The 23877-nt window shown below is 64.1% G+C and carries 26 protein-coding genes; 1 reads left to right on the top strand and 25 read right to left on the bottom strand.

The annotated features are described in order from the left end of the window. Positions 1 to 53 precede the first annotated feature (53 nt). Complete coding sequence (gene chrA, locus JJE66_RS17835) at positions 54 to 1286, top strand: chromate efflux transporter (protein ID WP_311979930.1); 1233 nt, start codon at positions 54 to 56, stop codon at positions 1284 to 1286. An 86-nt stretch (positions 1287 to 1372) separates the two neighbouring features. Here the strand turns inward: chrA and mtnK are convergent, their stop codons facing one another. The 25 genes from mtnK to JJE66_RS17710 all read right to left on the bottom strand — a co-directional run bounded on the left by mtnK (position 1373) and on the right by JJE66_RS17710 (position 23868). Further along, positions 1373 to 2662 (bottom strand): S-methyl-5-thioribose kinase, encoded by a 1290-nt coding sequence (mtnK, locus tag JJE66_RS17830; RefSeq protein ID WP_200515615.1) that lies wholly within the window; start codon positions 2660 to 2662, stop codon positions 1373 to 1375. 31 nt (positions 2663 to 2693) lie between these two features. Next, entirely contained in the window at positions 2694 to 3041 is a 348-nt protein-coding gene (locus JJE66_RS17825; RefSeq protein WP_200515614.1) for a hypothetical protein, read from the bottom strand. A 183-nt stretch (positions 3042 to 3224) separates the two neighbouring features. Continuing rightward, positions 3225 to 3500, bottom strand: a complete 276-nt coding sequence (locus JJE66_RS17820) for a DUF1467 family protein (RefSeq protein WP_200515613.1) — start codon at positions 3498 to 3500, stop codon at positions 3225 to 3227. Positions 3501 to 3508: 8 nt separating this feature from the next. Beyond that, the gene (gene mce, locus JJE66_RS17815; RefSeq protein ID WP_200515612.1) at positions 3509 to 3913 is read right to left on the bottom strand and encodes a methylmalonyl-CoA epimerase; all 405 of its coding nucleotides are present in this window, start codon (positions 3911 to 3913) and stop codon (positions 3509 to 3511) included. Between the two features lie 11 nt (positions 3914 to 3924). Then, positions 3925 to 5595: a ribonuclease J gene (locus JJE66_RS17810; protein WP_200515611.1), complete on the bottom strand. Its 1671-nt coding sequence runs from the start codon at positions 5593 to 5595 to the stop codon at positions 3925 to 3927. After that, positions 5595 to 6401 carry a biotin--[acetyl-CoA-carboxylase] ligase gene (locus JJE66_RS17805; protein WP_200515610.1) on the bottom strand — a complete coding sequence of 269 codons (807 nt, stop codon included), beginning with the start codon at positions 6399 to 6401 and terminating at the stop codon, positions 5595 to 5597. Before JJE66_RS17805 ends, JJE66_RS17810 begins: the two co-directional genes overlap by 1 nt. 1 nt (position 6402) lies before the next feature. Next, positions 6403 to 7839 carry an NADH-quinone oxidoreductase subunit NuoN gene (gene nuoN, locus JJE66_RS17800; protein ID WP_200515609.1) on the bottom strand — a complete coding sequence of 479 codons (1437 nt, stop codon included), beginning with the start codon at positions 7837 to 7839 and terminating at the stop codon, positions 6403 to 6405. Between the two features lie 22 nt (positions 7840 to 7861). Beyond that, entirely contained in the window at positions 7862 to 9370 is a 1509-nt protein-coding gene (locus JJE66_RS17795; RefSeq protein WP_200515608.1) for an NADH-quinone oxidoreductase subunit M, read from the bottom strand. Continuing rightward, positions 9371 to 11479 carry an NADH-quinone oxidoreductase subunit L gene (nuoL, locus tag JJE66_RS17790; protein WP_200515607.1) on the bottom strand — a complete coding sequence of 703 codons (2109 nt, stop codon included), beginning with the start codon at positions 11477 to 11479 and terminating at the stop codon, positions 9371 to 9373. A gap of 61 nt (positions 11480 to 11540) precedes the next feature. Next, positions 11541 to 11849, bottom strand: coding sequence for an NADH-quinone oxidoreductase subunit NuoK (gene nuoK, locus JJE66_RS17785; RefSeq protein ID WP_008547737.1), 309 nt, complete (start codon positions 11847 to 11849; stop codon positions 11541 to 11543). Continuing rightward, on the bottom strand, positions 11846 to 12484 hold the full coding sequence (locus JJE66_RS17780) for an NADH-quinone oxidoreductase subunit J (protein ID WP_200515606.1): 639 nt from the start codon (positions 12482 to 12484) through the stop codon (positions 11846 to 11848). The genes nuoK and JJE66_RS17780 overlap by 4 nt, the downstream gene beginning before the upstream one ends. Positions 12485 to 12493: 9 nt before the next feature. Then, complete coding sequence (nuoI, locus tag JJE66_RS17775) at positions 12494 to 12982, bottom strand: NADH-quinone oxidoreductase subunit NuoI (RefSeq protein WP_200518552.1); 489 nt, start codon at positions 12980 to 12982, stop codon at positions 12494 to 12496. A gap of 14 nt (positions 12983 to 12996) precedes the next feature. Then, positions 12997 to 14064 (bottom strand): NADH-quinone oxidoreductase subunit NuoH, encoded by a 1068-nt coding sequence (nuoH, locus tag JJE66_RS17770; RefSeq protein WP_200515605.1) that lies wholly within the window; start codon positions 14062 to 14064, stop codon positions 12997 to 12999. A gap of 4 nt (positions 14065 to 14068) precedes the next feature. Then, entirely contained in the window at positions 14069 to 16144 is a 2076-nt protein-coding gene (gene nuoG, locus JJE66_RS17765; RefSeq protein WP_200515604.1) for an NADH-quinone oxidoreductase subunit NuoG, read from the bottom strand. 13 nt (positions 16145 to 16157) lie between these two features. After that, on the bottom strand, positions 16158 to 16367 hold the full coding sequence (locus JJE66_RS17760) for a hypothetical protein (RefSeq protein WP_200515603.1): 210 nt from the start codon (positions 16365 to 16367) through the stop codon (positions 16158 to 16160). A gap of 4 nt (positions 16368 to 16371) precedes the next feature. After that, positions 16372 to 17697 (bottom strand): NADH-quinone oxidoreductase subunit NuoF, encoded by a 1326-nt coding sequence (nuoF, locus tag JJE66_RS17755; protein WP_200515602.1) that lies wholly within the window; start codon positions 17695 to 17697, stop codon positions 16372 to 16374. A gap of 15 nt (positions 17698 to 17712) precedes the next feature. Beyond that, the gene (locus tag JJE66_RS17750) at positions 17713 to 17913 is read right to left on the bottom strand and encodes a hypothetical protein (protein WP_200515601.1); all 201 of its coding nucleotides are present in this window, start codon (positions 17911 to 17913) and stop codon (positions 17713 to 17715) included. Then, positions 17913 to 18524 (bottom strand): NADH-quinone oxidoreductase subunit NuoE, encoded by a 612-nt coding sequence (gene nuoE, locus JJE66_RS17745; protein WP_200515600.1) that lies wholly within the window; start codon positions 18522 to 18524, stop codon positions 17913 to 17915. Before nuoE ends, JJE66_RS17750 begins: the two co-directional genes overlap by 1 nt. 11 nt (positions 18525 to 18535) lie before the next feature. Further along, complete coding sequence (locus JJE66_RS17740; RefSeq protein WP_200515599.1) at positions 18536 to 19498, bottom strand: FkbM family methyltransferase; 963 nt, start codon at positions 19496 to 19498, stop codon at positions 18536 to 18538. Continuing rightward, positions 19498 to 20694 carry an NADH-quinone oxidoreductase subunit D gene (locus tag JJE66_RS17735; protein ID WP_200515598.1) on the bottom strand — a complete coding sequence of 399 codons (1197 nt, stop codon included), beginning with the start codon at positions 20692 to 20694 and terminating at the stop codon, positions 19498 to 19500. The genes JJE66_RS17740 and JJE66_RS17735 overlap by 1 nt, the downstream gene beginning before the upstream one ends. Before the next feature lie 2 nt (positions 20695 to 20696). Next, positions 20697 to 21308 (bottom strand): NADH-quinone oxidoreductase subunit C, encoded by a 612-nt coding sequence (locus tag JJE66_RS17730; protein WP_200515597.1) that lies wholly within the window; start codon positions 21306 to 21308, stop codon positions 20697 to 20699. Positions 21309 to 21319: 11 nt separating this feature from the next. Further along, positions 21320 to 21901 carry an NADH-quinone oxidoreductase subunit B family protein gene (locus tag JJE66_RS17725; protein ID WP_200518550.1) on the bottom strand — a complete coding sequence of 194 codons (582 nt, stop codon included), beginning with the start codon at positions 21899 to 21901 and terminating at the stop codon, positions 21320 to 21322. Further along, on the bottom strand, positions 21898 to 22263 hold the full coding sequence (locus JJE66_RS17720) for an NADH-quinone oxidoreductase subunit A (protein ID WP_200515596.1): 366 nt from the start codon (positions 22261 to 22263) through the stop codon (positions 21898 to 21900). Before JJE66_RS17720 ends, JJE66_RS17725 begins: the two co-directional genes overlap by 4 nt. Before the next feature lie 262 nt (positions 22264 to 22525). Then, the gene (locus JJE66_RS17715) at positions 22526 to 22732 is read right to left on the bottom strand and encodes a hypothetical protein (RefSeq protein ID WP_200515595.1); all 207 of its coding nucleotides are present in this window, start codon (positions 22730 to 22732) and stop codon (positions 22526 to 22528) included. Further along, positions 22732 to 23868: a PepSY domain-containing protein gene (locus tag JJE66_RS17710; RefSeq protein ID WP_200515594.1), complete on the bottom strand. Its 1137-nt coding sequence runs from the start codon at positions 23866 to 23868 to the stop codon at positions 22732 to 22734. Before JJE66_RS17710 ends, JJE66_RS17715 begins: the two co-directional genes overlap by 1 nt. Positions 23869 to 23877: the final 9 nt, after the last annotated feature.

The following is a 23877-nucleotide window of genomic DNA, read 5'->3' as shown; positions in this document are numbered from 1 at the left end:
GATATCGTTTATCGAAACCCGATAAACATATTCCGGAATCGGATCAAACATCCGTGAGCCATTTGGATCCGTCAACCGACATCTCGGCCGGTCAGAGGTCCCAGGCGGGTTCGCCGCTGGAGGTTCTGCGGATTTTCCTGAAGCTCGGTCTGACCTGCTTCGGCGGTCCGATCGCCCACATCGGGTACTTCCGCGACGAGTTCGTCGTACGGCGGAACTGGATCGACGAGCACGCCTACGCCGATCTGGTTGGTCTGTGCCAATTCCTGCCTGGCCCCGCCAGCAGTCAGGTCGGGTTCTCGATCGGTTTGATGCGGGCCGGCTATCTGGGCGCACTCGCCGCCTGGACCGGCTTCACTCTGCCCTCGGCCGCGATCCTCGTTCTCTTCGCTTACGGCGCCGGCGCCTTGGAGGGCCCGGTCGGTGTCGGCCTGCTGCACGGACTGAAGCTGACCGCAGTCGCCATCGTGGCGCAGGCAGTCTGGGGCATGGCGCGCAACCTCTGTCCCGATCGCGAGCGCGCGTCGATCGCAGTGGTCGCGGCGCTCATCATCCTCCTCAGCGCGGCGTCGATCGCCCAGATCGGAGCGATCGTGCTCGGCGGCCTCGCCGGTCTGTGGCTGTGTCGCCGCAACGCTGCGGCGCCGTCCGGTCACGTCGAGATTCCCGTGTCGCGAACCATGGGGCTGATCACCCTCGGGATATTCTTCGTCCTGCTGGCAGGCCTCCCCGTACTGCGTAGCCTGACCGGATCCACGGGCATTGCCCTGTTGGATGCCTTCTATCGCTCCGGCGCGCTCGTCTTCGGCGGTGGTCACGTCGTCCTGCCTCTCCTCCGTGAAGCCTTCGTGGTGCCGGGCTGGGTGAGTGACGACGTCTTTCTCGCCGGTTACGGCGCCGCGCAGGCGGTGCCGGGCCCGCTCTTCACCTTCGCGGCCTATCTCGGCACGGTGGCTTCGCCAGAGCCGCGTGGGGTCGCCGGGGCAGCGCTCGGCCTGATTGGCATCTTCCTGCCCGGCATCCTCGTCCTGCTTGGATTCCTGCCGTTCTGGGACTCGTTTCGAAAGCACCCCAGCGCCCAGGCCATGATGCGAGGCGTCAATGCTGCCGTGGTCGGCGTGCTTGGCGCGGCGTTGTACGATCCCGTCTGGACGACCACCGTGCATTCACCACGGGATTTTGCCATCGCGCTTGTCGGCTTCGTCCTGCTGGTCGCCTGGCGCGCACCTCCGCTGGTCGTCGTTGCTTTCAGCGCAGCCGCTGGAATCGCGGTGGCGCTGCTTTGATAGCCGCCGAACTGACCCTCGGCGATCGCAAGAAGATCCTGCGCGCAATCCGTGAGCTGCAAGGCTCCGACAACATCGCGACGTCTTCAGTTTGATAGCTCCGGCATCCAATCCCGCAATTTTCGCGCAGCGCCGGTGACGTCGGCGATCGTCCGATACGTCCCCGTCTCCACCATCATCGCCCGCGCGAGCCGCACGGCGCGGGCTTCGCTGATCGCGCGCTGCTTGGGATCCTCGATTAGCTCGAAATCGATATTGTGGGCGAGGCCGAAGATGCGGCGGATGGTCTTGGCGGCGGTGAAGCCGACCGTGTCAGTGAACAGCCGCTGCATATAGGCTTGCCGCTCGATCTCCAGCCGCGCGGCGCCCTGCTCTCCGGAAAAGAGCGAGACCGGATAGGCATCGCCGCCGGCTTTGGTCCGCCAGAGGTCGAGGAATTTGCGGGCGAATTCGTTCCAGACCTGCTCGACCGTCTCCAGAACCCAACCTTCGAATTCGCGCCGCTCGCCCGGCACGCGCTCGTGGCCGGATGATGCAAAATAGGCCATCAGCAGATTGGCCAGCACGGCGCCGAGGTCGAACCCCATCGGGCCGTAGAACGCGAATTCGGGATCGATCACCCGCGTCTCGCTCTCCGTGACCATGATCGAGCCCGTGTGGAGGTCGCCATGCAGCAGCGCTTCCGGGCTTGCCATGAATTTCAGCTTCAGCCGCGAGATCGCGACATGAAGCTCCATGTCGTCGCGCAAATCTGCGGCGAGCGCGTCGAGATACGGCGCGGTCCAGCGGTTCTGCTCGGCGATACGATAGGGATCGGTGAAGATCAGATCCTCGGTGATCTTGCACAGCGCATGGTTGCCGGCGAAGGCCGCGATGGCCTCCTTCTTCTCGGCCGTAGAGAGCGCAAGATCGGAGGTGAAGAACAGCGTTCGCGCCATGAAGGTGGTGATGTCGTCGACGAAGCGCGGATAGCGGGTGCCCGCGACCAAGCCCTTGCGCATGATGATATGGGGCTCGAGCAGCTCCATCACGGTCAGCGCCAAGCCGTCGTTGTGATGTAGTACCGCCGGCACAAGGCCGGGCGCGAGCTCGGCCTGCTTCGACAAGGCCAAAAATTCGTAATGGGCCCGGGACAGCGGCAACGGCCAGCTCTCCCCGACGAGGCGGACATAAGGCAGCGCCTGCTTCACGGCGATGCCGCCGCGGTCGCCCTTGACGATGAAGACCAGGTTGAGATTGCCGTCGCCGACCTCGGTGATCGACCAGGAGACCGGTTCGTTGCCGAGACGCGCTGCAATGTCGGGCAGGCCCGCGAGATAATCCCGCAAAGCCGCCTCATGCAGAATCCGATAGTCCCCCGCCTGCGCCTCGGTCATGACGATCCATCCCATCATATGGGCCGGACCGTTACTCCCGCTCCAGGAAGCTCGAGCCGATCTCGGCCTTTCTTTTGATCGGATCGTAATCGCAATAGACGTTGTCCGCCACCAGCGTGTAGCTGGCGCTGACGGTGTATTTGTCAGGCTTGACCGAGTTCAGGCCGATCACCGAGGTGCTTTTTCCCCCGTTCCATTTGAACGGCGTCGAGCTCTTGGCCTGCTCGCAGGCCGTCACGGCTTCGTTGAAGACATAGCCCTCGACGAACGCCTTCAGCGTTCGCATCTGCACGGCCGTCCGCCACTCGACATAGCCGATGCCGCCGAGGCCGGCGACGATCAGCACCAGCAGCGCGACGACGATCCTCTGAAAAGTCATTTATTCCCCCCAAACAAGCGTTTCCAAAAGTCTAAAGAGATGAGCTTTGGTTCGCATCGAAAGATGCGATCCGGGTGAGGGGTTACGGTCTCACCGCGTGCCGCGGCCCCTCACCCGGATTGCTGCGCAATCCGACCTCTCCCCGTCGGGGAGAGGTGAACCCGCACCTCATTTCATCATGTTCTAAAACGGCATTCCCATCAGTTTTGACAGGCGTTCCACCGAGAGATAGCCGGCGTGATAGGCCGCCATGCCGGCGGCAAAAATGACCGCCGAGATGATCGTGGTCCAGATCAGCTTGCGCCGCATGCCGGCCAGGATCGGGGCGCCGGGATCGGTGCCCGGCGCACCCGCGCCATCCTCATGCTGGCTGCGGATGCCGAAGGGCAGCGTCAGGAACAGCGCGAGCCACCAGATGACGAAGTAGATCGCAAGCCCGGTCGAGATTTGGTAGGCCATGGTCCGGCCTATGCCTGCTCGATTTCGACGAGCGCGCCGGAAAAATCCTTCGGATGCAGGAACAGCACCGGCTTGCCGTGGGCGCCGATCTTCGGCACGCCGTCACCGAGCACCCGCGCGCCCTCCTTCACCAGCGTGTCGCGCGAGACGATGATGTCGACGACCTCGTAGCAGATGTGGTGGATGCCGCCGTCGGCATTGCGTTCGAGGAACTTTGCGATCGGCGAGGCCTCACCGAGCGGCTCGATGAACTCGATCTTGGTGTTGGGGAGCGTCGCGAACACGGTGGTGACGCCATGCTCGGGCAGCGCGATGGCCTCCGATATCTGGGCGCCGAACGCTGCGCCGTAAATCCTGGCAGCCTTGATGGCGTCCTTTGTGGCGATCGCCACATGGTTGAGCCGGCCCAGCATATGCTTCTCCCTTAGACTGTCAGGACGTGTACCAGACAGGCGGGCTTTTTGCCCCAATGTTCGTTGATCACCGCCCGGACGGCGCGTCGCACCGATTCACCAAGCGCATCCGCATCCCTGCGGCGCGCCTTCGGCAGGCCCTCGATCGTGGACATCACGGCATCGAAGACGATGTCGTCGAGGGGCTCGCCCGCCCGGTTCTTTTCGGGGATGCCGACCAGATCGACCTCGGGCTCGTCGACGAGCTCGCCCTGCGCGGTCATGGCGATCGCGACGAAGGCGCAGCCGGAGAACGCCATGCGGCGGCGCTCGACCACCGCACGGGATTTTGAATCCTCCAGGATAGTGCCGTCCTTGTAGAGCCGGCCCGAAGGCACCTCGCCGACGATGCCGGGATCGCCTGGCCCGAGCTTGACGAGATCACCGTTGCGGACGACCAGCACGCGCGGCACGCCGGCGGCGCGCGCCAGTTTGGCGTGCTCGTTGAGGTGCAGGGCCTCGCCATGCACGGGGATCAGCAGCTGCGGCTTCACCCAGGAGATCATGTCGCGCAGCTCGTCGCGGCGCGGATGGCCGGAGACGTGGACCAGATGGTCGCGGTCGGTGAGGACCTCGACGCCCTGGAGCACCAGATTGTTGATGATCGCGCCGACCGCCTTTTCGTTGCCCGGGATGGTGCGCGAGGAGAAGATCACGCTGTCGCCGCGGTTGAGCGTGATCTCGGGATGATCGTCATTGGCGATACGGGCGAGCGCGGCGCGGGATTCGCCCTGGCTGCCGGTGCAGAGCGCCAGCACCTTGTCCTGCGGCAGATGGCCGTAGACCTCGGGCGAGCGGAAATTCTGCACGCCGTCGAGATAGCCGGTCTCGCGCGCGACCTGCACCACCCGCTCCATGGCGCGGCCGACCACGACGACCTCGCGGTCGGCGGCTTTCGCAGCGTCGGCGACGGCCTTGATGCGCGCGACATTGGAGGCGAAGGTCGTGACCGCGACGCGGCCCTTGGCGGCCTTCACCAGATCGATGATGGTTCGGGCGACTTCGGCTTCCGAGGGCGAACGGCCGTCGCGCACGGCGTTGGTGGAATCGCCGATCAAAGCCATCACGCCCTCCTCGCCGAGCTCGCGCAGCCGCTTCTCGTCGGTCGGACGCCCCAAGGTCGGGGTCGGGTCGATCTTCCAGTCGCCGGTGTGCAGCACGGTGCCGGCTTCGGTGTGGATCGCCAGCGCATGCGCTTCCGGAATCGAATGCGCGACCGGGATGAACTCGACGTTGAACGGGCCGACATCGACGCGGCCGCCGGACGGAACCACGGTCACCGGGATCTTCGGCGCATTGCGCTCGGCGGCGCATTTGGCCTCGAACAGCGCCGCGCTGAACTGGGTGGCGTAGATCGGGCATTTCAGCCTGGGCCAGAGGTCGATGATCGCGCCGAAATGGTCCTCATGGGCGTGGGTCAGCACCAGGCCCATCAGGTTCTTGCGTTCCTTCTCCAGGAAGCTGATGTCCGGCATGATCAAATCGATGCCGGGCAGATGCTCCTCGTCGCCGAAGGAGACGCCGAGATCGACCGCCAACCAGGAACGTTGCTGGCGGTTGCCGAGGCCGTAGATCGACAGGTTCATGCCGATCTCGCCGACGCCGCCAAGCGGCGCAAATACCAGTTCGTCAGGTCTCGCCATCACGCCGCTCCCACCGAGGCGGCCGAACCGAAGAACACCTCGCCGGCCGCCACCGGCAGGCGTCGGCCGTCAGTGGTGCGGACGATCAGGCAACCGGTGTCGTCGATCGTGTCGAAAATGCCTTCCAGCGTCATCGTCCCCGTGTTGATCGCGACGCGCTCGCCGAGGCCGGCGGCGCGCTCCAACCAGAGCTTGCGGATCTCGGCAAAGCCGCGGCCATTGTCCCAGATGCCGCGGAACTCGACCCAGGCGTCCGTCAGCGCCGAGAACAGCTCCTCGGCACTGATCTGGACGCCGAGCGTTGCCAGCGATACCGCCGGCGTCGGCGTGCCCTCCGGCGCCGCCACGATGTTGGTGCCGATGCCGGTGACGATGGCCAGGCGATCGCCGACGGCTTCGGCTTCGAGCCCGATGCCGACGAGCTTCTTGCCGTTGGCGAGGATGTCGTTCGGCCATTTCAGGGCGTATCGGGGCCGGTCAGGGCCGAGCCGCAGCGCGGCCTCGAGGCTGACCTTCTCCAGCGCCGCCCCTTCCGCCAGCCCGGCGGCAAAGCCGATGGTCGCGGCCACCGCTGGCGCGACGTCCACGACTTCAAGGACGCTGGCGGCGAGATTGCCCCGCGGCGAGATCCAGGCGCGCTGCCGCCGGCCGCGGCCTGCGCTCTGCTCCGCTGTCACGAACCAGATCGGGCCGCGCTCGCCGGCGCGCGCGCTTTCGATCGCATCGGTATTGGTCGAGCCGGTCCGCTCCGAAGCTGCGAGCTTGTAGCCCGCCGCGATTGCACGAGGACCGAGCGCGAAACCCATCCTAGAACAGCGACTTGGCTGCGGCGGAGGCGACGCTCACCACCGGGCCCGCGAACACCGCGAAGAGGATGTTGAACAGACCCGCGACCGCCAGCACCGTCTTCACCTCGACGCGCACCGGATCGACCTGCCCGGCCGGCTCGTCGAAATACATCGTCTTGACGATGGTGAGATAATAGTAGGCGCCCACCACGCTGGAGAGCACGCCGATCACGGCGAGCGTGAACAAATTCGCCTTGATGGCGGCGACGAAGACGTACCATTTGGCGAAGAAGCCGGCGAGCGGCGGAACGCCGGCGAGCGAGAACAGCAGCATTGCGAACATGAAGGCGAGCAGCGGATTGGTGCGCGACAGACCCGCGAAGTCGCTGATCTGCTCGACGGCCTGGCCGTTGCGCTTCATCGCGAGGATGATCGAGAACGAGCCGAGCGTCATCGCGACATAGATCACGATGTACATCAACACGCCCTGCGCGCCCTCGACGGTGCCGGAAGCCAAGCCGACCAGCGCGAAGCCCATATGGCCGATCGAGGAATAGGCCATCAGGCGTTTGATGTTGCTCTGGCCGATCGCGGCAAACGAACCCAGCACCATCGAGGCGATCGCCACGAACACCAGGATCTGCTGCCACTGCGAGACGATGCCGGGGAACGCGGTGAGCGTGACGCGGGTGAAAACGGCGAGCGCGGCGACCTTCGGCGCGGACGCAAAGAAGGCGGTGACCGGCGTCGGGGCGCCCTCGTAGACATCAGGCGTCCACATATGGAACGGCACGGCCGAAACCTTGAAGCAGAGGCCGGCGAGCAGGAAGACCAGGCCAAACACCAGGCCGACATTCGCGGCGGTTGCGGCGGTGGCGATCCCGGCGAAGCTGACGGTGCCGGTGAAGCCATAGATCAGCGAGGCACCGTACAGCAGCATGCCCGAGGACAGCGCACCGAGCACGAAATACTTCAGGCCGGCTTCGGTCGATTTGGCATTGTCGCGGTTCGAGGTCGCGACGACGTAGAGCGCGAGCGACATCAGCTCGAGGCCGAGATAGAGCGAGATCAGATCGCCGGCCGAGATCAGCACCATCATCCCGAGCGTCGAGAGCAGCACCAGGATCGCATACTCGAAAATACGCCGCGACGGATCGGACAGGAACTCGGTGGACAGCACCAGCGTCACCGCCGAGCCGATCAGGGCCAGGATCTTCATGAAGCGCGCAAAGTCGTCGACGATGAAGCTGCCGCCGAACGTCACCTGCTTGCCTGCCGGCAGCATGTATTCGAGCACGCCGACCACGATCAGGAGCAGCACCGCCAGCGTCGTGACCGTGCTGGTGGCCCCCTGCCCGCGATAGGCGCCGAGCATCAGAAGCGCCATGGCACCGATCGCGAGCACGAGCTCGGGCAGCACCGGCGCCAGTTGATAACCTGCAGTCGTAAAGCTCATGGCGATGTCCTGACCTGCCCGGTCACTGGAGCAGTGCGGCGGCCTTCACGGCCGTCACAGCGGTGTTGTAATTGTTGACGAGTTGCTGGACCGAGGCCGCCGACATGTCGAGCACCGGCTTCGGATAGACGCCGAACAGGATGGTCAGCGCGATCAGCGGGAACAGCGTCACGCACTCCCGGAAAGTGAGGTCTTTGATGCTCATCAGCGACGGCTTGACCAGCGCCCCGAACACGACCTTGCGGTAGAGCCACAGTGCGTAGCCGGCCGACAGGATCACGCCGAAGGTGGCGAAGAACGCGGTCGAGACCGAGACCTTGAAGGTGCCGAGCAGCGTCATGAACTCGCCGACGAAGCCGGAGGTGCCGGGCAGACCGACATTGGCCATGGTGAACACCATGAAGGTCAGCGCGTAGAGCGGCATCCGGTTGACGAGGCCGCCATAGGCCGCGATCTCGCGGGTGTGCATGCGGTCGTAGACGATACCGACGCAGAGGAACAGCGCGCCGGAGACGATGCCGTGCGAAATCATCTGGAACACGCCGCCGGCGACGCCCTGCATGGTGCCGGCGAAGATGCCCATGGTGACGAAGCCCATATGCGCGACCGAGGAGTACGCGATCAGCTTCTTCATGTCCTCCTGCATCAGCGCCACCAGCGAGGTGTAGATGATGGCGATCGCCGAGAGCGTGAAGATCAGCGGTGCGAAGTCGTGCGAGGCCAGCGGGAACATCGGCAGCGAGAAGCGCAGGAAGCCGTAGCCGCCCATCTTCAGCAGGATCGCGGCGAGAACCACCGAGCCCGCTGTCGGCGCCTCGACGTGCGCGTCGGGCAGCCAGGTGTGCACCGGCCACATCGGCATCTTCACCGCGAAGGAGGCGAAGAAGGCGAGCCACGCCCAGGTCTGCAGGGACCGCGGCACGGCGGTGTGCATCAGGGTCGGGATGTCGGTGGTGCCGCCGTTCCAGTACAGCGCCATGATGGCGAGCAGCATCAACACCGAGCCGAGCAGCGTGTAGAGGAAGAACTTGAAGGAGGCGTAGACCCGGCGCGGGCCGCCCCAGACGCCGATGATCAGGAACATCGGGATCAGGCCGCCCTCGAAGAACAGATAGAACAGCACGAGATCGAGCGCCGAGAAGGTGCCGATCATCAGCGTTTCCAGGATCAGGAACGCCATCATGTATTCGCGGACGCGGTTGGTGATCGCCTTCCAGCTCGCGATGATGCAGAACGGCATGATCGCGGTGGTCAGGATCACCAGCGGCAACGAGATGCCGTCGACGCCCATGTGATAGGTGATGCCGGTCGCGAGCCAGCTCGCCTTCTCGACGAACTGGAAGTCGGCATTCGACGGATCGAAGCGCATGACCAGCAGCACCGACACCGCGAAGGTGATCAGCGTGGTCCACAGCGCGATCCAGCGCGAGTTGCGCCGCGCCGCCTCGTCGTCGCCGCGGCTGAGATAGACGATCAGCGCACCGACCAGCGGCAGGAACGTCGTGACGGATAGGATGGGCCAGGTCGTCATTTACTGGCCTCCAAAGCCGAACATGAACCAGGTGATCAGGCCGGCGGCACCGATCAGCATGGCAAACGCGTAGTGATAGAGATAGCCGGTCTGGATCTTCACGACGTTGCGGGTGATATCCAGCACGCGTGCGGAGATGCCGTCGGGACCGAGGCCGTCGATGATGAAGCCATCGCCCTTCTTCCAGAACTGGTAGCCGATCCACTTCGCCGGACGGACGAAGATAAGGTCGTAGAGCTCGTCGAAGTACCATTTGTTGAGCAGGAACTTGTACAGCATCGGTTGGGTGTTCGCGAGCTCGACCGGAAGGTAGGGCTTCCGGATGTAGAAGGTGTAGGACACCAGGAAGCCGCCCACCATCATCACGAACGGCAGCCATCCCAGCAGCGGCGGCATGTGCTCCATATCCTCGAGGATGTGCGGATTCATCTTCACGGATTCGCGGAAGAACTCCTCCACGCCGTGAGGTCCGGTGAACAACTCCTTGAACGGGAAACCGGCAAGGACCGAGCCGACGGCAAGCACGCCGATCGGCACCAGCATCCAGATCGGGCTTTCATGCGCGGCCTCGTAGTGCTCCTGGTCGTGCGGCTCGCCGAAGAAGGTCTTGAACACCAGACGCCAGGAATAGAACGAGGTCAGGCCGGCGGCCGCGATCGTCATCAGATAGGCGTAGGTCGAGAACGGGTTGTGCGAGGCATAAGCGGCCTCGATGATCGCGTCCTTGGAGAAGTAGCCTGCGAACAACGGGAAGCCGGTCAGCGCCAGCGTGCCGACGGTCATCACCGCGAACGTATACGGGATCTTGCGCCAGAGGCCGCCCATGTTGCGGATGTCCTGCTCGTGGTGCATCGCGTAGATCACCGAGCCGGAGCCCAAGAACAAGAGCGCCTTGAAGAAGGCGTGCGTGAACAAGTGAAACATGCCGACCGAATAGGCCCCTGCCCCCATCGCCACGAACATGTAGCCGAGCTGCGAGCAGGTCGAGTAAGCGACGATGCGCTTGATGTCGTTCTGGACGAGGCCGATGGTCGCGGCGAAGAACGCCGTGGTCGCGCCGAAGAACATCACGACGGCCTGCGCGTCCGGCGCCAGCTCGAACAGCGGCGACAGGCGCGCCACCATGAACACGCCGGCGGTGACCATGGTCGCCGCGTGGATCAGCGCCGACACCGGCGTCGGGCCCTCCATCGCGTCCGGCAACCAGGTGTGCAGCAGGAACTGCGCCGACTTGCCCATCGCGCCCATGAACAGCAACAGGCAAGTGAGCGTCAGCGCGTCGGCGTGCCAGCCGAGGAAGTCGATGGTCTTGCCGGTGAGGCTCGGCGCCTGATGGAAGATCGTCTCGAAGTCCGTGGAACTGGTCAGGTAGAAAATCGCGAAGATGCCGAGCGCGAAGCCGAAATCGCCGACGCGGTTGACCACGAAGGCCTTGATGGCGGCCGCATTCGCCGACGGCTTTTGGTACCAGAAGCCGATCAGCAGATAGCTCGCCAGACCCACGCCTTCCCAGCCGAAGAACAGCTGCACGAGGTTGTCCGCGGTCACCAGCATCAGCATGGCGAAGGTGAACAGACTGAGATAGCCGAAGAAGCGCGGCCGGTACGGATCCTCGTCCATGTAGCCGATGGAATAGAGGTGCACGAGCGAGGACACGGTCGTGACCACCACCAGCATCACGGCGGTGAGCGTATCGACGCGCAGCGTCCAGTAAACTTGCAAGTCGCCGGAGAAGATCCAGGGCAAGAGCTGGAATCGGGCGTCATGGCCATTGAAGCCGACATCGACCAGCGTCATCCAGGACAGCGCCGCCGCCACGAACAGCAACGCCGTGGTGATCAGCTCGGCGCCGCGCGAGCCCGCCGCCGGCGGCTCGACCGGGCCGTGGCCGTGATCGTCGTGGCCGTCGCCGGGTTCGTGATGGGTCTCGTGAATGACGGAGGCATCCTCGTTGATCGTATCGGACGCATGGACATGCGCACCGTGACCGTGGTCACCGTGATGCTCCACCTCGTCGCCCGAGGGGTTGCGGGCATGCGCGCCGAACAGCGCGATCAGGCCAGCCAGAATGGCGCCCAGCAGCGGCAGGAAAACAATTGCCTGAACCATGACTTACTCTTTCCGCATGATCTGATCGGAAAACCGGTGTCCACTTTTCCGGATCATGCGCTCAGCCCTTCATCAGATTGACGTCCTCAACCGCGATCGAGCCGCGGTTGCGGAAATAGACCACCAGGATGGCGAGACCGATCGCGGCTTCGGCGGCCGCGACGGTCAAGACCAGCAGCGCGAAGACCTGGCCGACGATGTCGCCGAGGAAGGTCGAGAATGCCACCAGATTGATGTTGACCGAGAGCAGGATCAGCTCGATCGACATCAGGATGACGATGATGTTCTTGCGGTTCAGGAAGATGCCGAGGATCCCGAGCGTGAACAGGATCGCGCCGACCGCGAGGTAATGTCCGAGCCCGATCGTCATTTCACCCACTCCGCCGCGTCGCTGTCCTGAAGCCCCTGCCCCGTTGCCACCTTGCGCATTGCCATGGCCATCTCAGGCGTGCGTGCGTTCTGAACGTTGATGTCCTGCCGCTTCACGTTCGCCTTGTGCCGCAGCGTCAGCACGATGGCCCCGATCATGGCGACCAGCAGCACCATGCCCGAGAGCTGGAAGTAGTGGACGTACTTCGTATAGAGCACCAGGCCGAGCGCCTCGGTGTTGGACACGTTGGTCGGAATCGGCGCTGTGATGGTCTTGCTGATGCTGGGGTTGATGACCCAGACGCCGACGGTGAGCAGCAGCTCGAACAGGAAGATGCCGCCGATCACCAGGCCCACCGGCAGATACTGGATGAAGCCTTCACGCAGCTCGGTGAAGTCGACGTCGAGCATCATGATCACGAACAGGAACAGGACAGCGACCGCACCGACATAGACGACGATCAGGATCATCGCCAGGAATTCGGCGCCCATCAGCACGAACAGGCCGGAGGCGTTGACGAAGGCCAGGATCAGGTACAGCACGGAGTGCACGGGATTGCGCGAGACAATCACCATCACCGCCGAGGCGACGCAGACGCCGGCGAAGAGATAGAAGAACAGCGCGGGAAGGATCATGCTCTCATCTCACCGGTAAGGCGCGTCGAGCTCGATCGCTTTCGCGATCTCGCGTTCCCAGCGATCGCCGTTGGCGAGCAGCTTGGCCTTGTCATAGAACAGTTCCTCGCGGGTCTCGGTCGCGAACTCGAAGTTCGGACCTTCGACGATGGCGTCGACCGGGCAGGCCTCCTGGCAGAGGCCGCAATAGATGCACTTCACCATGTCGATGTCGTAGCGCACGGTGCGGCGGGTGCCGTCGTTGCGGCGCGGGCCGGCCTCGATGGTAATGGCCTGCGCCGGGCAGATGGCCTCACACAGCTTGCAGGCGATGCAGCGCTCTTCGCCGTTGGGATAGCGGCGCAGCGCGTGCTCGCCGCGGAAGCGCGGTGAGATCGGGCCCTTCTCGAACGGATAGTTCAGCGTCGGCTTGGGCTGGAAGAAATAGCGCATGGCCAGGAAGAGTGCCGAGACGAATTCCGACAGCAGGAGCGAGCGTGCAGTGGCGTTGATGTTGATACCCATGACGGCCCTCACTTCGGCGCGATGCCGGCGAACTGCAGCACGCCGGCCACCACGACCACCATCGCCAGCGACAACGGCAGGAACACCTTCCAGCCGAGGCGCATCAGTTGGTCGTAGCGGTAGCGCGGCACGATCGCCTTTGCCATCGCGAACAGGAAGAACATGAAGAATACTTTGAGCGCGAACCAGATGATCCCCGGCACCCAGTTGAAGGGCGGCAGGTCGACCGGCGGCAACCAGCCTCCGAGGAACAGGATGGTCGCCAGCGCGCACATCGTGGTGATCGCAACATACTCGCCCAGCATGAACAAGAGATACGGGGTCGAGCCGTATTCGACCATGAAGCCTGCGACCAGCTCGGATTCCGCTTCGACGAGGTCGAAGGGCGGACGGTTGGTTTCCGCCAGCGCCGAGACGTAGAACACCACGAACATCGGAAACAGCGGCCAGACGTACCAGTTCAGGATGGTGAGCTGCGGCAGCCCGATCAGGCCCGCAAGGCCGCGGGCATGCTGGGCTTCGACCACCGCCGACAAGTTCAGCGTGCCGGCGCAGAGCAGCACCGTAATGATGACGAAGCCGATCGAGACTTCATACGACACCATCTGGGCCGCCGAGCGCAGCGCAGCCAGGAACGGGTATTTCGAGTTCGACGACCAGCCGGCCATGATGATGCCGTAGATCGACAGCGACGAGATCGCGAAGATGAAGAGGACGCCGACATTGATGTCGGAGATCACCCAGCCGAGATTGGTCGGGATCACCGCCCAGGCGGCGAGCGCGAGCACGCACGAGACCAAGGGAGCAAGGAGAAACACGCCCTTGTTGGCCCCGGACGGAATGATCGGCTCCTTCAGCACGAACTTCAAGAGGTCGGCGAAGGACTGGAACAGGCCCCAGGGACCAACCACGTTCGGGCCGCGCCGGATCTGCACCGCCGCCCAGATCTTGCGGTCGGCGAGCAGGATGTAGGCGATCGCGACCAAAAGGACGACCAGCACCAGCACGCTCTCCAAGATCATGATGATCAGCGGCCAGAGGAAGCCGGTCCAGAATGCGCTTTCGAAGAATTCCATCGGCTCACTCCGCTGCGGTCAGCATCTGCCCGGAGGCAAGCCGCGAGCATTCGGCCATCACGGCGGACGCACGCGCGATTGGGTTGGTCAAATAGAAGTCTTCGACGATGGCCTTGAAAGGCGCCTTCTCGGGCGCACCGCCCTTCCCCGCCAGCTTCTTGATCTGCTCGGCGCTGCCTGCCTCGATCTGGTCGAGACGGATCAGATGCGGCACGGCCTTGAAGATCGCCTGGCGCAGCGCGGACAACGAATCGTAGCCGAGCTTCTTGCCGAGCGCTTCCGAGAGCGCACGGATGATCGCCCAGTCCTCGCGGGCTTCGCCCGGCGGAAACGCGGCACGGCCGGTCATCTGCACGCGGCCTTCGGTGTTGACGTAGATCGCGGACTTCTCGGTATAGGCGGCTGCCGGCAAGATGACGTCGGCGCGATGCGCGCCGCGGTCGCCATGGGTGCCGATATAGACCACGAAGGTGCCGTCCGGCGCCTTGATCTCGTCGGCGCCGAGCAAGAACAGCAAATCCAGCGTCCCGAACGTGGTCATCTGCGCCGCGTTGAGGCCGCCCTGACCGGCGACGAAGCCGATGTCGAGCGCGCCGACGCGCGAAGCGCTCTCGTGCAGCACGCCAAAGCCGTTCCAGCCATCCTTCACCGCGCCGACGTCCAGCGCAAGCCTGGCGGCGGCCGCGAGAATGGCGGCGCCGTCGTGGCGCGAAGCCGCGCCCGCGCCGACCAGGATGACCGGATTCTTGGCGTTCTTCAGCACATCCATGAAGGAGTGCTTGCCCGCCGCAAGCTCACCGAGCGTCTCGGTGCCCGCACCGAGATGATCATAATCGTAGGTCAGATCGGCCTTGGCGCCGATCACGCCGACCTTGAAGCCGCCGGCGCGCCAGCGCTTGCGGATGCGGGCGTTGAACACGGCCGCTTCCTTGCGCGGATTGGCGCCAACGATGAGCAGCGCATCCGCCTGCTCGACGCCCGCCAGCGTCGGGTTGAAGATGTAGGCGCCGCGGCCAAGCGCGGGATCGAAGGCGTCGCCGCCCTGCACCGCCAGATTGGCCGAGCCGAACTTGGCGAGCAGATCCTTCATCGCGAACATCTCTTCGACGCCGGCAAGATCGCCCGCGATCGCGCCGATACGCTTGCCGTCGGTGCGCGCCGCCTTGGCGGCGATCGCGGCAAACGCCTCCGGCCAGCTCGCCGCGCGCAGCTTGCCGGCTTCGCGGATATAGGGCCGGTCGAGGCGCTGGGTGCGCAGGCCGTCGACGACGTGGCGGGTCTTGTCCGATATCCACTCCTCGTTCACGGCCTCGTTGATCCGCGGCAAAATGCGCATCACTTCGCGGCCGCGGGTATCGACGCGGATCGCAGAACCGATGCCGTCCATGACGTCGATCGACTGGGTCTTGCCGAGCTCCCACGGACGGGCCGCGAAAGCATAGGGTTTTGAGGTCAGCGCGCCGACCGGGCAGATGTCGACGAGATTGCCTTGTAGTTCCGACGTCAGCGCGTGCTCGAGATACGTCGTGATCTCCATGTCCTCGCCGCGACCGGTGGCGCCCATCTCGGGTGCGCCGGCGACTTCCGCCGAGAAGCGGACGCAGCGCGTGCACTGGATGCAGCGGTTCATCGAGGTCTTGACCAGCGCGCCGAGATATTTGTCCTCGACTGCGCGCTTGTTCTCGGCGAAGCGGCTGGTGTCGACACCATAGCCCATCGCCTGGTCCTGCAGGTCGCACTCGCCGCCCTGGTCGCAGATCGGGCAGTCCAGCGGATGGTTGATCAGAAGGAATTCCATCACGCCTTCGCGCGCCTTCTTCACCATCGGCGAACGCGTGGAGATCTCCGGCGGCTCGCCCTTGGGACCCGGACGGCAGTCGCGCACGCCCCAGGCACAGCTCGCGACCGGCTTCGGGCCGCCCTTCACCTCGACGAGGCACATCCGGCAATTGCCGGCGATCGACAGCCGCTCGTGATAGCAGAAGCGCGGAATCTCGGCGCCCGCCGCCTCGCACGCCTGAAGCAGCGTGTATTCGGCGGGGACATCGATCTCTTTGCCGTCGATGATGAGCTTGGTCATACGTCAGTCTTTCTCAGTGCGGCTGCTCGACGAGGTCGAGCCGTCGTTCGATCCGTTCGACTCGCGCTTCCAGACGGTCGAGGCGGCGGTTGATACCCGCCATCCCTTCTTCGACTGAAGTCAGGCGAACTTTCACGTCACGCATTTCATCCACCACGCGATCAAGCTTCTCGTCAAAGCGTCGCAAGTACTGAAGCACGATGTTGTCAAGTTCGTTTGCCATCACCCTACTCCGCCGCGACCATGTTCACGGGATCGCGGACGCCGGCATCGTCGATGTCGGCCTGGTGGGAATACTGGTCGATGCGCGCTTCGATCTCATGACGGAAATGCGCGATCAGGCCCTGAATCGGCCACGCTGCGGCGTCGCCGAGCGCGCAGATGGTGTGGCCTTCGACCTGTTTTGTCACCTCGAGCAGCATGTCGATTTCGCGTTTATGTGCGCGACCTTCGGCCATGCGCGTCAAGACACGCCACATCCAGCCGGTGCCTTCGCGACATGGCGTGCACTGGCCACAGCTCTCGTGCTTGTAGAAATAGGAGATGCGGGCGATGGCGCGGATCAAGTCGGTCGACTTGTCCATCACGATCACGGCCGCGGTGCCGAGGCCCGAGCGCAGCTTGCTTAAGGAGTCGAAATCCATCGGTGTGTCGATGATCTGCTCGGCCGGCACCATGCGCACCGAGGAGCCGCCGGGGATCACGGCCTTGAGGTTGTCCCAGCCGCCGCGGATGCCGCCGCAATGCTTCTCGATCAGCTCACGGAACGGAATGCCCATGGCCTCTTCGACGTTGCAGGGACGCTCGACGTGACCGGAGATGCAGAACAGTTTGGTACCGACATTGTTCGGACGGCCGATGCCGGCAAACCAGGCCGCGCCGCGGCGCAGGATGTCGGGTGCGACCGCAATCGACTCGACGTTGTTGACGGTGGTCGGGCAGCCGAACAGGCCGACATTGGCCGGGAACGGCGGCTTCAGGCGCGGCTGGCCCTTCTTGCCTTCGAGGCTTTCGAGCAGCGCGGTTTCCTCGCCGCAGATATAGGCGCCGGCGCCGTGGGCGACGTAGATGTCGAACGGCCAGCCGTTGATATTGTCCTTGCCGACCAGCTTCGCCTCATAGGCCTGGTCGATCGCCGCCTGGAGATGCTCGCGCTCGCGGATGAACTCGCCGCGGACATAGATGTAGCAGGCATGCGCGTTCATCGCGCAGCTCGCGATCAGGCAGCCCTCGACCAGCAGATGCGGATCGTGCCGCATGATCTCGCGATCCTTGCAGGTGCCGGGCTCGGATTCGTCGGCGTTGACGACGAGATAGCTGGGACGACCGTCGGTCGATTCCTTCGGCATGAACGACCATTTCAGGCCGGTCGGGAAGCCGGCGCCGCCACGGCCGCGCAGACCGGAGGCCTTCATCTCGTTGATGATCCAGTCCCGGCCCTTGTCGATGATGGCCTTGGTGCCATCCCAGGCGCCGCGGCGCCGCGCCCCCTCGAGGCCCCAGTCATGGAGGCCGTAGAGGTTCTTGAAGATGCGGTCCTTGTCCTCGAGCATATCAGTGCTTTCCGATCAACGGTTGGCTTGCTTGTAGGCAAGCCCGGCGGCGCAGACGGCGAAGGTCAGCGCCCAGAGCAGGCTGGATTCCAGCGACGCGCTCAGGGTGAAGCGCTGCAGCAGGAAGATGAAGGCCGCCGCCGCAGCGGCATGCATGGCGATGTAGCCCCACTTCTTCACGGCCGCGTTCCCTCCAATCGTGGGGAGATCCCGCATCAGGAGGTCTCCTTCAGCGTGGTCGGTCCGCCGATCGGCGCCGAGAACTGGCGGCCGTTCTGCGGGCCGGGCTTGGGCGGGCTGCCCGACGCGAAGCCGTCGAGCACCTTGCCGAAGCTCTCCTTGGTCAGGTCCTCGTAGGTGTCCTTGCCGATCAACACCATCGGTGCATTCACGCACGCGCCGAGACACTCCACCTCTTCCCAGCTGAAATTGCCGTCCTTGGAGAGGTGGAACGGATCGTGGTGGATCCGGCTCTCGCAGACATGGATCAGATCTTCGGCACCGCGCAGGCGGCACGGCGTGGTGCCGCAGACCTGGACATGGGCCTTCTTGCCGACGGGTGCGAGCTGGAACATCGTGTAGAAGGTCGCGACCTCGAGCACACGGATGTAGGGCATGTCGAGCATGTCGGCGATGACGCGGATCGCGGCTTCCGAGACCCAGCCGTCGTGCTGCTCCTGCGCGCGCCACATGATGGCAATGACAGCGGAGGCCTGGCGTCCGGCCGGATATTTCGCGATCTGCTGCTTGGCGAATGCGAGGTTCTCGTCCGTGAACGCAAAGCTCGCGGGCTGGACTTCCTTCGGTGCTAATCGGCGGACGGACATCTCTTATTCTCTCACTGCATACGGCGCGCGTTTTTTGCATTCAGGGCATTGATCCTGTCGTGCCAGAATGCGCTTGCGGTGCCGAAAACGTTATAGCCGACGTGGGTCGAGACCTTGATGCGATCGAGGATCGACAGCTCGGTCACAGTCTCCAGCCGGTTGGTGCGGGGATCGAGCACGATCAGCTTCAGCGGGGTCTGTTCGAGGATGTAGCGCGACACCGCATGAGTGCGGTCGCTGCCGTGCTCCTCGCACATGATGACGCTGTCGGTCTGGAGTAGCCGGGCACCGCCCCTGATCGCCTCGATCTCGACGCCCTCGACGTCGAGCTTGATCAGGTACTTGCCGTTGCTTGCGACCTTGCCGTCGTCGATCAGGTTGTCGAGCGCGAGCACCGGAACCTCCTCCCCACCCGCCGTTTTATCGCCGGCGATGCTGAAGGCCTCGTGTTTGGTGCCGGACAGCCGCGCGGTGCCGCGGGTCGCGCCGATCGCGCATTTCATGGTCTCGAAGCGGCCACCGTTGACGCGCGCATTGTTGGCGAGCTTCGGATAGTTCTGCCCCGACGGCTCGATCGCGATCGACTTGTGCGAGCCGAACGGCTTGCTCGAGACCAGCACCGACCAATAGCCATAATTGGCGCCGCAATCGAGCAAGGTGTAATCGACGTCGATGGAGTGGGCGAACAGCAGCTCCAGTTCGTCTTCGTAGCTGTAGGAGCGGTTGAGCAGCTTGCTCCAGTAACCGTCGCCGTAAGGGAATTCGAACACGGCGTCCGGGTTGAGCTTGATCGCGATGTTGCGCTCAGGCAGCGTTTTCCGCAGCAGATTCGCGCAGGCGATGTAGCCCATATGCGAGAAGTGCGACGAGATCTTCGATCCCGTCACCAGCGCCAAGGCAGCCGTCCGCTCCCACAGGTTGGCCCCTTCAAGGGCCCCCGAGGCACGGTCAAACTGGATGGGCGCCTGCGCCATCACCGATCGACCTCTCCGAACACAATGTCGAGCGAGCCAAGGATCGCCGAGACGTCGGCGAGCAGGTGGCCACGGCAGATGTGGTCCATCGCCTGCAGATGCGCAAAGCCCGGCGCGCGGATCTTGCACTTGTAGGGCTTATTGGTGCCGTCGGAGATCAGATAGACGCCGAACTCGCCCTTGGGCGCCTCGACTGCGGCATAGACTTCGCCGGCCGGCACGTGGACGCCTTCGGTATAGAGCTTGAAGTGATGGATCAGCGCTTCCATCGAGCGCTTCATCTCGCCACGACGCGGCGGCGCGACCTTATTGTCCTCGACGACGACGGGGCCCTTCCCGTCGGCTGCGTTCAGCTTCTGGATGCACTGCCTCATGATGCGCACGGACTGGCGCATCTCTTCCATGCGGATCAGATAGCGGTCGTAGCAGTCGCCGTTCTTGCCGATCGGGATGTCGAAATCCATTTCGGCGTAGCATTCATAGGGCTGCGACTTGCGCAGGTCCCAGGCCGCGCCCGAGCCGCGCACCATCACGCCCGAGAAACCCCACTCCCAGGCTTCCTTCAGCGGCACCACGCCGATGTCGACGTTGCGCTGCTTGAAGATGCGGTTGGCGGTGAGCAGGCGGTCGAGGTCGTCCACCACTTTCAGGAACGGCTCGCACCAGGCGTCGATATCGTCGACCAGCTTCTGCGGCAGGTCCTGATGCACGCCGCCGACGCGGAAGAAAGCCGCATGCATGCGGCTGCCCGAGGCGCGCTCGTAGAACACCATCAGCTTCTCGCGCTCTTCGAAACCCCACAGCGGCGGGGTCAGCGCGCCGACGTCCATCGCCTGCGTGGTGACGTTGAGCAGATGCGACAGGATGCGGCCGATCTCGCAATAGAGCACGCGGATCAGCTGGCCGCGGCGCGGCACCTCGATGCCGAGCAGCTTCTCGGCGGCGAGGCAGAAGGCGTGCTCCTGGTTCATCGGCGCGACGTAGTCGAGCCGGTCGAAGTAAGGGATCGCCTGAAGATAGGTCTTCTGCTCGATCAGCTTCTCGGTGCCGCGGTGAAGCAGGCCGATATGCGGATCGACGCGGGCAACGACTTCGCCGTCAAGCTCCAGCACCAGACGCAGCACGCCGTGCGCGGCCGGATGCTGCGGACCAAAGTTGATGGTGAAGTTTCGGAGGTTCTCAGGTTGTTCATTCATGATCAGACCTTCGGCCCCGCCTTTTCATCGCCGGGCAGCGGATAGTCCGCGCCTTCCCATGGCGACAAGAAATCGAACTTGCGGAATTCCTGGTTGAGCCTGACGGGCTCGTACACCACCCGCTTCTCCTGATCGTCGTAGCGAACCTCGACGAAGCCCGTGAGCGGAAAGTCCTTGCGCAGCGGATGACCCTCGAAGCCGTAATCGGTGAGGATGCGGCGCATGTCGGGATGGCCGACGAAGAACACGCCGTAGAGGTCGTAGGCCTCGCGCTCGAACCAGTCGGCGCCCGGGAACACCTCGATCAGCGACGGCACTTGCGTGGTCTCGTCGGCTTGGGCCTTGAGCCGGATCCGCGCGTTCAGCGTCGGGGACAGCAAGTGATAGATCACGTCGAAGCGCTTTTCGCGCGACGGATAATCAGCGGCGGTGATGTCGGTGAAGTTGATAAAGCGGCAGTTCGGATCGTCACGGAGGTACTTGACCACCTCGACGATCTTGTTGGCCTCGACATCAACCGTGAGCTGGTTGAAGGCCACCGAATGACTGATGGCGGCGCCCGGAAGCGCGCTCACGATCGTCTGCCCCAGGGCGTCGAGCTTGGCGTCGTCCATGACGTAAAACCTTAGCGTTCGATGGTGCCGGTGCGGCGGATCTTCTTCTGCAGCAGCAAGATGCCGTAGAGCAGCGCTTCGGCCGTGGGTGGGCAGCCCGGCACGTAGATGTCGATCGGCACGATGCGGTCGCAGCCGCGCACGACCGAGTAGGAATAGTGATAATAGCCGCCGCCATTGGCGCAGGAGCCCATCGAGATGACGTAGCGCGGCTCCGGCATCTGGTCGTAGACCTTGCGCAGCGCAGGCGCCATCTTGTTGGTCAGGGTGCCGGCGACGATCATCACGTCGGACTGGCGCGGCGAGGCGCGCGGGGCGAAGCCGAAGCGCTCGACGTCGTAGCGCGGCATCGACACCTGCATCATCTCGACCGCGCAGCAGGCGAGACCGAAGGTCATCCACATCAAGGAGCCGGTGCGCGCCCAGGTGATGAGGTCGTCGGTCGCGGCCACGAAGAAACCCTTGTCGGACAGCTCGTGATTGACCTCGAGGAAGAACGGATCATTGGCTCCGACCGGCCTGCCGGTCGACGGATCCAAAATGCCATTGGGGGCCGGCGCTACGACCGGACCGCCGGATGGTGCAGGGTTCAATCCCATTCGAGTGCCCCTTTCTTCCATTCATAGGCGAAGCCCACCGTCAGCACGGCGAGGAACACCACCATGGACCAGAAGCCGGTCGCGCCAAGCTTGCCGAACGCCACTGCCCAGGGAAACAGAAACGCCACCTCGAGATCGAAGATGATGAAGAGGATGGCAACCAGATAGAAGCGGACGTCGAACTTCATGCGGGCGTCGTCGAAGGCGTTGAAGCCGCACTCATACGCGGACAGTTTTTCCGGGTCCGGCTGCTGGAACGCCACGATGAAGGGCGCGATCAGCAGCACCAGGCCGATGATGGCCGCTACCCCTATAAAGACGACGAGTGGAAGATAGTTCTGTAGAATGCCGCTCATTGACGAGCCCTTTTTCCCGCAGCCTCGGGACAGCCACGGATTCGTCCAGTTTGGAATTGTTCTGAGCCTTAGCGCAGTGCACCAATGGGCGCAAGACACGCTCTTTTCAGGCCCTTTGCTGCTCCCAGACCGGTGGAAATCCCGGAATCACCCCAAGCTGGTATGGAGCAGATCGGCAAACCCAGCAAGGGCAGCCCATCGGCCTCCCCACCGCAGGACGACGGCTCCGCGGGAGCATTTTCCCGAGGGGGCGGCCACAAGTCTAGGACGATTTTGCTTTCTTGCTGCGACGCAGCCAGACCCTGAAAACGACAAGCACGGGACAGCCCACCGTCACCCAGGCGACATATTGGCCGAGCGCGCCCCAGAGCAACGCAGCCAGCAGGCCGGTGATGGTCGCAGCCGCGAGCAGGATAGGTGCAGCAAAGACACGTATCCACAGATGCGCACGGTCAGAGGAGCCATGCATCACGACGGGACCGGGGCTCGTCTGGCGAATGTGTCAATGCGGTGAAGGGCCCGCTTCCGCCGCCGTGCCAGCCAGAGATAGAGGCCGCTGCCGATCACAACGATGGTGAGCCCATCGAGCGCTGCCCAGATCACCTTGAGCGGCATGCCGCCATAGTCGCCGAAATGCAGAGGCTGCGAGATCAACAGCGCCTGGAGATAGAGCGGCAGCGCCCGGCTGTCGGCGACCTCCCCGGTTTCACCGTCGAGCAGCACCGGCTGCAACAGCCGTGACGTCAGGGCCGTATCACCGCGCATAAAGGCGGCGAAATGGTGCGAGGACGTGAACGGCGTGCCCGGGAAGGCGATGAAGGCGACCTCCATCCCCGGCACCGCCTGCTTCGAACGCGCGACCACATCATCGAGCGAGGCGAGATGCGCAGGCGGCGGCTTGCCGGCATAAGGCGCAACCATGCTGGCGAGCTCGGTCGTCTTCCACTGGTTCAGCATCAGCTCGGCCCAGGTGTTGACGACGCCGGTCAATCCCACCACCAGCGCCCAGGCCACCGTCACGACCCCGATCAGATTGTGCCAGTCGAGCCAGCGGACTCGGCGCGCGGCGCTGTGACGAATGGTGGCAAAGCGCAGGCGGCGGTTGAACGGCCAGTACAGCACCACGCCGGAGATGATGGCGACCGCAAACAACAGCCCCATCGCGCCAAGGAACAGCTTTCCGGCTTGTCCGGCGAACATGTCGGTGTGCAGCTTCAGCACGATCAACATCGGCCCAACGCCGACCGGCCCGAGCAGCCTGGCTGAGACCGCGTCGAAGGCGCGGACGGTCGCGTTGTCGGGCGCACCGTCAGGGGCATTGTTGGTGAACGCCATGACGATCCCGGGCTCGTCCTTGTCCCAGGACAGATATTGCAGGACCCTGCCGGGATCGGCGGCGAGCGCGGCCTCGGCGACGACTTGGAGCGTCGCGCGCGCCGCGCTGGCATGAGCTTCGGGCTGAGGGGCGTAGCCGAGGCACTCATCGATCTCGTGATGAAAGATCAGCGGCAGGCCGGTCAGGCAGAGTAACAGCAGGAACAATGTCGAGATCAGGCTGGTCCAGGTGTGGACCACGGACCAGAGCCTGACCGTGCGCGCCTTCACAAGACCCTC

The sequence above is a fragment of the Bradyrhizobium diazoefficiens genome, assembly GCF_016612535.1.
GTDB lineage: Bacteria > Pseudomonadota > Alphaproteobacteria > Rhizobiales > Xanthobacteraceae > Bradyrhizobium > Bradyrhizobium diazoefficiens_C.
The sequence above is the reverse complement of the archived record's forward strand: the minus strand, read 5'-3'. Positions and strand labels throughout refer to the sequence as shown.